Genomic DNA, 10748 nt, shown 5'->3' with positions numbered 1-10748 from the left:
CGCGGGGCTGGGACTACGAAATCGAGACTTTGTCTATCGATTTCTGTCCCACCGCCTTTTTTAGTAAAACCATTCACTAAATGTACATTCAGATTTTTAAACTTTTCTACAAATTATAGAAAAAAGAATCAAAAGTATGATTTTTATGCTGCCCGTATTGAAGTTTCTTATATTATTTTATAAAATAGAAGCAAAATACTACTGAAAAAGTAGAGCGCTTACACAAAAATGGAAGCGGTTACGAATATAAGGAGGATCTTATGGGAAAAGATCAATGGAATCGAAAAAGAGTGTATAGTATCCGAAAATTTACCGTTGGAACTTGCTCTGTAGTCATCGGTACTTGCTCAGTTTTATTTGGAGCAAGTGTAGCTGGTGCAAACCCAGTTTCAGCTGATGAAACTCCAATTGCAGTTGCTACAGAAAAAGTAGAGGATGATTCTCATAAAGAGGAACTTGGTGAAACAAGAAGTCCAGAACAGCCAGCATCAACCGAATCAGCTGCAAGTGAAGTTGCTACACCAGCTCATGAAGTTGAAAAAACACAGGATGACCAAACTATACAATCAGATTCTGACAAAAAAGAGGATTCCATGCTAGATAAGAAACCTCAAGCAATTACTCAAGATCAATCTGCTCAAACGGAAAAACCGGACCTAAAACCGGCTACCAGTGAGGAGGTAAATCAATTGGTTGAGGACCGTAAAGTAGAATTTAACCAAAACTGGCATTTTAAACTCAATGCTAATGCCAAAGACGCCATCAAACCAGATGCAGATGTATCAAGCTGGAAGAAATTAGACCTTCCTCATGACTGGAGTATCTACAATGACTTCGATCATGATTCACCTGCCCAAAATGAGGGTGGACAACTCAATGGTGGTGATGCTTGGTACCGCAAGACCTTTAAACTAGATGAAAAAGACCTTAACAAGAATGTTCGCCTAGTCTTTGATGGTGTTTATATGGATTCGCAAGTCTATGTAAATGGTCAGCTAGTTGGTCACTATCCAAATGGTTACAACCAATTCTCTTATGACATCACTGATTATCTCAATAAAGACGGTCGTGAAAATGTCGTAGCTGTACATGCGGTTAATAAACAACCAAGTAGCCGTTGGTACTCAGGAAGTGGTATTTACCGCGATGTTACCCTTCAAGTCACAGATAAGGTTCATGCTGAGAAAAATGGAACAACTATCTTAACACCAGACCTTGAAAAACAACAAAATGGTAAGGTTGATACTCATGTGACAAGTAAGATTGTCAATACAGATGACAAAGATCATGAAATTGTTGCTGAATACCAAATTATCGAACGAAATGGTCATGCTGTAACGGACGTGGTTCGTACAGATAGCCAAGTCTTGAAAGCTCATCAATCAACTAGTCTAAATGCTATTTTGCAAGTTGAGAAACCAAAACTTTGGACAGTCCTTAACGACAAGCCTGCCCTTTATGAGTTGGTGACTCGTGTTTATCGTGATGGTCAATTGGTCGATGCTAAGAAGGACTTGTTTGGTTACCGTTACTATAACTGGACACCAAATGAAGGCTTCTCTTTGAATGGTGAACGCATTAAATTCCATGGAGTTTCTCTTCACCATGACCACGGAGCTCTAGGAGCTGAAGAAAACTATAAGGCAGAATACCGTCGTCTGAAACAGATGAAGGATATGGGTGTGAACTCTATCCGTACCACTCACAACCCAGCTAGTGAGCAAACTTTGCAGATTGCTGCAGAACTAGGTTTGTTGGTCCAAGAAGAAGCCTTTGATACTTGGTACGGTGGTAAGAAACAGTATGACTACGGCCGTTTCTTTGACAAAGACGCCACTCACCCAGATGCTAAAAAAGGTGAAAAATGGTCTGACTTTGACCTACGTACTATGGTCGAAAGAGGCAAAAACAACCCTGCTATCGTCATGTGGTCTATCGGTAACGAAATCGGTGAAGCAGACGGGAAACCTCGTTCTCTAGCGACTGTTAAACGCTTGGTTCAAGTCATCAAGGCAGTTGATAAAACACGCTATGTCACTATGGGCGCAGACAAGTTCCGCTTTGGTGATGGTAGTGGTGATCATGAAAAGATTGCGAACGAACTTGATGCGGTTGGATTTAACTATTCAGAAGACAACTACAAGAAGCTTCGTGCGAAACATCCAAATTGGTTGATTTACGGTTCAGAAACTTCTTCAGCAACTCGTACTCGTGGTAGCTATTTCCGTCCAGAAAGTGAGCTAGTTCACAGTAACCAAGCATATCGTCATTATGAGCAGTCAGACTACGGTAATGACCGTGTTGGTTGGGGTAAAACAGCAACTGCATCGTGGACTTTTGACCGTGACAATGCTGGTTATGCTGGTCAGTTTATCTGGACAGGTACCGACTATATCGGTGAGCCTACTCCATGGCACAACCAAAACAACACACCAGTTAAGAGTTCTTACTTTGGTATCGTAGATACAGCTGGAATTCCTAAGAATGACTATTACTTGTACCAAAGCCAATGGGTTTCTGCTCAGAAGAAACCAATGGTTCACCTCCTACCTCACTGGAACTGGGAAGATTCTACCCTAAGAGAGAATGTAGCTGATGCAGATGGTAAGATTCCTGTTCGTGCATTTTCAAATGCTGCCAGTGTGGAACTATTCTTGAATGGTGAGTCTCTAGGTAAGAAAACCTTTAACAAGAAACAAACTAGCGATGGACGTACTTACCAAGAAGGTGCCAATGCCAAGGAACTTTACCTTGAGTGGAAGGTTGCTTATCAACCTGGAACCTTGGAAGCAGTAGCTCGCGATGAGGCAGGTAATGAAATTGCTCGTGATAAGGTTACGACTGCTGGTGAGCCTGCGGGTGTTCGCTTAGTTAAAGAAGAAAATGCTATCGCAGCAGACGGAAAAGATCTCACTTATATTTACTACGAAATCGTTGATAGCGCTGGTAATGTAGTTCCAACTGCTAATAACCTTGTGCGCTTCCAGTTGCATGGACAAGGTCAGATTGTCGGTGTGGATAACGGTGAACAAGCAAGCCGTGAGCGTTATAAAGAGCAAGCTGATGGTTCATGGATTCGCAAGGCCTTCAATGGTAAGGGTGTTGTCATTGTCAAATCAACTGAGCAAGCAGGTAAATTTACCTTGACTGCTCATTCTGATCTCTTGAAATCTGATCAAACTACAATCTTTACAGGTAAGAAAGACCAAGCTGAAAAAACTGTCTTGGGTACAGAAGTACCTAAAGTCCGTACTGTTATCGGTCAAGCACCGAAAATGCCTAAGAAGGTAGCATTTATCTACAGTGATGGTAGCCGCACAAAACTTCCAGTAGAATGGTCAGCAGTTGATGTCAATGAACCAGGAATTGTGACTGTTAAGGGTGTAGCAGATGGACGTGATGTAGAAGCGCGTGTTGAAGTCTTGGCTCTCGAAGCAGAATTACCTGTAGTCAAGAGAATCGCTCCAAATACAGACCTAAATTCAGTTGACAAATCTGTTTCCTACGTATTATCAGATGGTACTGTAGCAAGCTATGATGTTAATAAGTGGGAAATTGCAGCTGAAGACCAAGCTAAACTAGCAATCCCAGGCTCTCGCATCCCAGCAAAAGGTATTTTAGAAGATGAAGAAATCGCTGCGACCTTGGTAGTGGCAGAAGGTGAAGCTGCTAATCCAGTAGTTCCAAGTGTAACTGTGGCAGATCAAGCGGTTGAAGGTCTTTCAACTGACCAACCTGTAAAATATCACAAGCTTGCTTATGGAGCAGCCTTGCCAGAGGTCAAAGCTACGGCTGAAAATGCTCAAGTGACAGTTATTCAAGCTAATGAAGCAAATGGTCTGCGTGCAAGCATCCATGTTCAACCCAACGATGGTGGCCCACTACAAACCTATGCTATCCAATTCCTACAAGAAGCTCCACAAATTGAACGTTTGAGCCTAGAAGTTGAAAATGCAGCTACTTTGAAAGAAGACCAAACTGTCGGTATCAAGGTCTTGGCTCACTATCAAGACGGTACACAAGCAGTCTTGAAAGCTGATAAGGTTACCTTCTCAACTACAGGTGAAGGAGATGTAGCCGTTCGTAAAGGTCTGCTTGAATTGCACAAACCTGGTCAAGTAACTCTGAAAGCTCAATTTGAAGGAGCAGAAGGTCAGATTGACTTGAACATTCAAGCAAATACTGAAAGCAAAGTTGTCCAAGCCATCCGTCCAGTCAGTGTCGTGACAGGCTTGAACCAAGAACCAAGTCTACCTGCTACAGTAACTGTAGAGTATGACAAAGGATTTCCAAAGGTTCACAAGGTGACTTGGCAAGCAGTTGCTAAGGAAGACCTTGCTAAATACCATAGCTTTGATGTTCTTGGTAAAGTAGAAGGGCTCGAAAAAGAGGCACATGCTAAGGTATCTGTCGAAGGTATCATTGCTGTCGAAGAAGTGAGCGTAACTACTCCAGTTGCAGAAGCTCCTCAACTACCAGAGAGCGTTCGTACTTACCACTCAAATGGCCAAGTCTCTTCAGCTAAAGTAACTTGGGACGCAATTGAACCAAGCCAATACGCACAAGAAGGCAAGTTTACTGTGACAGGACATGTCGAAGGTACTCAACTACCAACCAAACTTCATGTTCGTGTATCTGCTCAGACAGAAACTGGTGCTAATATTTCTGACCAGTGGACTGGTTCAGAATTGCCACTTGCCTTTGCATCAGACTCAAACCCAAGTGATTCAGTAGCCAATGTCAATGACAAACTAATCTCATTTAATGATCAACCAGCAAACCGCTGGACAAACTGGAACCGTACAAGTGAAGCATCAGTGGGAATTCTCTTTGGTGATTCTGGTATCATGTCTAAACGTTCAGTGGATAACCTCAATGTAGCCTTCCACGAAGACCACGGTGTTGGTGCACCTAAATCCTATGTCATCGAATACTATGTCGGTTCAGCAACTCCAACAGTTCCTAAGAATCCAAGCTTCGTAGCACGCGAAGACCATGTCTTTAATGACGATAAAAACTGGAAAGAAGTAACAAATCTCAAGGCTCCAGATCAAGTCAGAGCTGGAGAAATGACCCACTTTAGCTTTGATAAAGTCAACACTTACGCAGTTCGTATCCGCATGGTTAGACCAGATGGTAAATGGGGTACTTCTATTACAGAAATGCAAATCTTCTCTAAACAAGTAGCTGCAGCTAAGAATGCTCAAGCACAAATCCAAGTAGATGGAAAAGATTTGCCAAACTTTAACCCAGGCTTGACTGACTACTATCTAGAAGCAAGCCAAGGAAAAGCTCCAGCTGTTACAGCAAGTGTCACTGAAAATGGTATTGCAACAGTTGTACCAAGCGTAGGTGAAGGAGATCCAGTTCGTGTTGTTGTCAAGGCTGAAAACGGAGATATCCTAGGTGAATACCGCCTACACTTCACAAATGATAAAGATTTGCTCGCAAGTAAACCTGTTGCTGTTGCCAAATCATCTCGCTTGGTTGCTAAAGGACAAACTCTTGAGTTACCAGCAAAAGTTCCTGTTTACTTCACAGGAAAATCTGACTATGAAGTGAAGGACTTGGCTGTTGACTGGGAAGCAGTTCCAGCAGAAAATCTAGCAAAAGCAGGTGAATTTACAGTTCATGGTCGCGTTTTGGGTACTGATTTAACTGCTGAAGTGGCTGTACGTGTGACAGACAAACTCGGTGAAAACCTTTCAGACAACCCAGACTTCGATGACGATAGCAACCGTTCATTTGCCTCAGCAACTAACGATATTGATCCAAACTCTCATGACCGTGTAGATTATGTTAACGATGGTTCAGATGATGAAACCCGTCGTTGGACCAACTGGTCTGCAAGTCCATCTGAAAATCCAGAAGTCTCAGTAGGGGTTATCTTTAGAGAAGCTGGTAAGATTGTTGAACGTACAGTAGCTGAAGGAAGCATTCGATTCTTTGCAGATGGTGGAACAGACGCCCCTTCTAAACTCGTCCTAGAACGCTATGTTGGCCCAGAATTTGATTCACCAGAATATTACTCTAACTACCAACCATACGATCCAGAACATCCATTCAACACTCCTTCTAATTGGGAGAAAGTTGAATACCGTGCTGATCAAGAGGTTCAAGCAGGAACTGACATCCATGTAACCTTTGCACCAGTCAAAGCTAAAGCTATGAGATGGCGCATGGATAGAAAAGCTGACAAGAAGGGTGTGGCTATCACTGAAATGGCCTTTATCGCACCAAGTGAAGCTCCTAAAGACAATACAGCTTCTAAACTTCTAGTAGATGGTAAAGAGCTTGCTGACTTCTCTGAAGCTCGTGTAGATTACCAAGTAACCTATAGTGGAACTCGTCCTAAAGTGACAGTGGAAGCTGGTGAAAACGTAGCGGCAACAGTTGTTGATAGTGGGGATGACAAACTTCCAGTCTTGGTACGTCTCGTTTCAGAAAGTGGTAAACACGTCAAGGAATACCGTATCCAATTGACTAAAGAAAAGGTTGAAACTGCTAAGACAGAACCAGCTGTACACGAAGTTCCAGAGTTCACAGGTGGTGTGAATGGAGAAGAGGCAACAGTTCATGAAGTTCCAGAATTCACAGGCGGTGTCAATGGAGCAGAAGTTGCTGTTCATGAAGTACCTGAATATACTGAAGCTACGGTAGAAGCAGGCAAGATTCCAGCACCAGTATTAGAAGTTCCAGAATTTACAGGTGGTGTCAATGGAGCAGAAGCTGCTGTTCATGAAGTGCCAGAGTTCACTGGTCATGTAAATGGTTCAGAAGGAACAACCCATGAAGTTCCACACTTTGAAGGTGGCGTTCCTGGTGGAGAAGGGACTAGTCACCAAGTTCCAGAATTTACTGGACGTGTGAATGGTTCAGCCCCAACTACAGTTGAAACACCAGCATACAGAGATGAGCAGTCACAAGTAGCTCTTGCTATGTCACAAGACAAGACCTACCAAGCGCCTGCAAGTCGTCAAAATATCCTCCCTGAAACAGGTACTAAGGAAAATGCAACCCTTGCAACAGCAGGTGTAGTAGGAGCACTTCTTGGTATGTTTGCAATGGGAAAGAAAAAAGAAGACCAATAAGATGATGAAAAGCATCTAAGTCATAGAGAGTGGGACAGAAATCGGTAATTCGTTAGAATTCGATTTCGTCGTCCCACCTCCGCACAGTTGAGTAGGGCTGTAAAAGCTGATGAAATCAGCGTAGTAGAGCCCACTCAACCACTGCGTCTTGCTCGACAATCCAAAGACAATTGAGAGGATAGGACTTTTGTTCCAGCCTCAATCATAAAAAGCGGACAAAACTAGTTTTCTGATCTACAGAGACTGGTCTTGTTCGCTTTTTTGGCTCATTGTCAACTGTAGTGAACAACAAGAAAGTATAATACTCTTCGAAAATCTCTTCAAACCGCGTCAACATCGCCTTGCCGTACTCAAGTAGATCCTGCGGCTAGTTTCCTAGTTTGCTCTTTGAGTATAAGACAGAGCTGGCTTCTTATTCATAAATTACCTTTCATTTGATAGCAGGTTCCCTTGAAGATGTTTAGTCAGCTAAACCAAGGCTAGTCTTAGCCTAAGCCATTTTATCAAATGAAATCACATCCCATATTTTCTCTATGCTAGTTAAACAATCTTATTTTTAGAAAGTATGACTAGCTAACTTCTACGTGTTATATATTATTAAAACAAATGGGAACTGTTGTATAAAAACGGGGAAAATGATATAATGAAAGCGTTTTAAATAACGGTGATATAAATGCAATGAAAAGTCAGCCAAAGTCGTTTTATTAGCTAGTTTGTTATCTATTGGTCTTTTTCAGTCCAGTGTATCTGCTGTGAGCGTTCTTAAAAGCTATTGGTATGATTGGAATACCTACTATAAGTCTTGTATGAATTACCACAGATATAGCTATATTAACATTCCGTCGTGGTTTCGTTATTACAGCTATTCAGAGTATAAAGTAGGTTCTGGCTGGTATTTCTATTGTTATGAGGTTATAAACTACTACAGCGGAGACTTTTAATCGTTAAAGAGTGAGAAAAAGGAGGGTTTGATATGTTAAGGCTTACTCATGTTACCTTAAAAACGCGACAAATCATTTTACAAGATGTAGATTTCACCTTTGAAAAAGGTAGGATTTATGGCGTTCTTGCTATCAATGGCTCTGGAAAGACGACACTGTTCCGCGCCATTAGCAACTTAATTCCCATAAGTAGTGGAAATATCGCAGTCCCTCCTTCTTTATTTTATTATGAAAGTGTTGAATGGCTGGATGGTAACCTAAGTGGGATGGACTACCTTCGTCTTATAAAAAATATCTGGAAGTCAGACCTGAACTTGAGGGATGAAATCGCCTACTGGGAAATGTCTGATTATATCAGCCTTCCCATTCACAAGTATTCCTTAGGCATGAAGCAACGCTTGGTGATTGCCATGTATTTTCTCAGTCAGGCGAAATGCTGGCTCATGGATGAGATTACAAATGGCTTAGATGAGTATTATCGACAGAAATTTTTTGATAGGCTAGCAGAAATCGATAGACAAGAGCAGCTGGTTCTTTTAAGTTCCCACTACAAAGAGGAACTAGTTGATGTCTGCGATAGAGTAGTAACCATTCGTCAGGGACAGATAGAAGAGGTTTAGTTTATGAAAGATGTTAGTCTATTTTTATTGAAAAAAGTTTTCAAAAGTCGCTTAAATTGGATTGTCTTAGCTTTATTTGTATCTGTACTCGGTGTCACCTTTTATTTCAATAGTCGGACTGCGAACTCAGTCAGCTTGGAGAGAGAGTTGGAAACTAGTCTTGTAGACCGTGAGAGAGTCATCAATGGATATGAAGAGAAACTCTCCCAAATATCTGACACCAGCTCGGAGGAATACCAGTTTGCTAAAGAAAATTTAGAATTGCAAAAAAATCTTTTGACTCAAAAGAAAGAAATTCTGGCTTTGTTAAAAGAAGGACGCTGGAAAGAAGCCTACTATTTGCAGTGGCAAGCTGAGGAAAAGAGTTATGAAATTGTATCGAAGCAACCGACTTCTAGCTCTGACTTAAAAATGGCGGTTGACCGCGAACGAAAGACTTACCAAGCCCTATATCCCTTGAACATAAAAGCGCACAATTTATATTATCCGACCCACGGGATTGATCAGATTGTCTGGATTTTAGAGGTTATCATCCCAAGCTTGTTTGTGGTTGCTATTATTTTTATGCTAACACAACTGTTCGCAGAAAGATATCAAAATCATCTGGACACAGCTCAGTTATATCCTTTTTCAAAAGTTTCATTTGCCATGTCCTCTCTTGGAGTTGGGGTGAGCTATGTAACCGTGCTGTTTATCGGAATCTGTGGATTTTCTTTTCTAGTGGGAAGTCTGATAAGCGGTTTTGGACAGTTAGATTACCCCTACCCGATTTATAACTTAACCAATCAAGAAGTAACTATTGGGAAGATACAAGATGTGTTATTTCCTAGCTTGCTCTTAGCTTTCTTAGCTTTTATCGTTATTGTGGAAGTCGTCTATTTGATTGCATACTTTTTCAAGCAAAAAATGCCTATCCTCTTTCTGTCACTTATTGGGATTGTCGGCTTATTGTTTGGTATCCAAACCATTCAGCCTCTTCAAAGGATTGCGCATCTGATTCCCTTTACTTACTTGCGTTCAGTGGAGATTTTGTCTGGAAGATTACCTAAGCAGATTGATAATGTCAATCTAAATTGGGGTACGGGGCTAGTCTTACTGCCTTGCACGATAATTCTTTTGCTATTGGGAATTCTATTTATCGAAAGTTTGGGAAATTCACGAAAAAAGAGTATGTTAAATAGGTGTTAGTTTTCCTATTTCCACTTGATAACTACTCCATGCAAATAATAATAAGAAAGAACATCCGAATTATTGTTAGCTATAAAAAACGAGGGAAAACGAATATCAGGAGACTCTCAAAATATGAGCCGTAAAAAAAGTCATCATTAGATGGCTTTTTTGCTATCAAAAGAGTTATAATAAAGATGAAAATAGGAGAAGAGGAGGAGATAGGATGGCTTATATTGAAATGAAAAATAGCTATAAGAGGTATCATACTGGAGATACGGAAATCGTGGCCAATCGAGATGTCAGCTTCGAGATTGAAAAGGGAGAACTAGTCATTATCCTTGGTTCATCTGGTGCAGGGAAGTCAACCGTTTTAAATATTCTTGGTGGTATGGATACAAACGATGAAGGGCAAGTCTGGATTGATGGGACCAATATCTCGAATTTCACTTCTCATCAGAGAACTAACTATCGTAGAGATGACGTTGGCTTTGTCTTTCAGTTTTACAATTTGGTTTCTAACTTGACTGCTAAGGAAAATGTTGAGCTAGCTTCAGAAATTGTTGCCGATGCCTTGGATCCTGAGCAGGTTCTCAAGGATGTAGGCTTAGGGCACCGTCTAAATAACTTTCCAGCTCAGCTGTCAGGCGGTGAGCAACAACGGGTATCCATTGCTCGAGCCGTGGCTAAAAATCCCAAAATTCTCCTTTGTGATGAACCAACGGGAGCTTTGGACTACCAGACTGGTAAGCAGGTTCTAAAGATTCTTCAAGATATGTCACGTAAGAAGGGGGCTACTGTTATCATCGTGACCCATAATGCTTCCCTAGCTCCAATAGCTGATCGGGTGATTCAGATGCATGATGCCAGTGTCAAGAGTGTTGTCCTCAATCCTCAACCACAGGATATTGATGATTTGGAGTACTAAG

5 protein-coding genes and 2 pseudogenes are annotated in these 10748 nt (G+C 41.4%); all 7 read left to right on the top strand.

Annotation, left to right across the window (positions count from 1 at the left end):
* A partial coding sequence (locus ADH90_RS11475) for a hypothetical protein (RefSeq protein WP_204373582.1) occupies window positions 1-183 on the top strand: 183 nt, incomplete at its 5' end.
* Between the two features lie 77 nt (window positions 184-260).
* Window positions 261-411 (top strand): annotated as a pseudogene (locus ADH90_RS11810) (YSIRK-type signal peptide-containing protein); the annotation flags it as partial.
* A 227-nt stretch (window positions 412-638) separates the two neighbouring features.
* A pseudogene (locus ADH90_RS07530) lies at window positions 639-7091 on the top strand (SIALI-17 repeat-containing surface protein); the annotation flags it as partial.
* A gap of 752 nt (window positions 7092-7843) precedes the next feature.
* Window positions 7844-8032 carry a hypothetical protein gene (locus ADH90_RS11645; RefSeq protein WP_049530711.1) on the top strand — a complete coding sequence of 63 codons (189 nt, stop codon included), beginning with the start codon at window positions 7844-7846 and terminating at the stop codon, window positions 8030-8032.
* 32 nt (window positions 8033-8064) lie between these two features.
* The gene (locus tag ADH90_RS07520; RefSeq protein ID WP_049530700.1) at window positions 8065-8652 is read left to right on the top strand and encodes an ATP-binding cassette domain-containing protein; all 588 of its coding nucleotides are present in this window, start codon (window positions 8065-8067) and stop codon (window positions 8650-8652) included.
* A 3-nt stretch (window positions 8653-8655) separates the two neighbouring features.
* Window positions 8656-9840, top strand: a complete 1185-nt coding sequence (locus ADH90_RS07515) for an ABC transporter permease (RefSeq protein ID WP_049530699.1) — start codon at window positions 8656-8658, stop codon at window positions 9838-9840.
* Window positions 9841-10045: 205 nt separating this feature from the next.
* Window positions 10046-10747, top strand: coding sequence for an ABC transporter ATP-binding protein (locus ADH90_RS07510; protein ID WP_049530698.1), 702 nt, complete (start codon window positions 10046-10048; stop codon window positions 10745-10747).
* Window position 10748: the final 1 nt, after the last annotated feature.

This window comes from Streptococcus pseudopneumoniae (genome assembly GCF_001073085.1).
Classification (GTDB): Bacteria; Bacillota; Bacilli; order Lactobacillales; family Streptococcaceae; genus Streptococcus; species Streptococcus pseudopneumoniae_M.
Note: the sequence above shows the minus strand (reverse complement) of the source record. Positions and strands in the feature narration are given on the sequence as shown.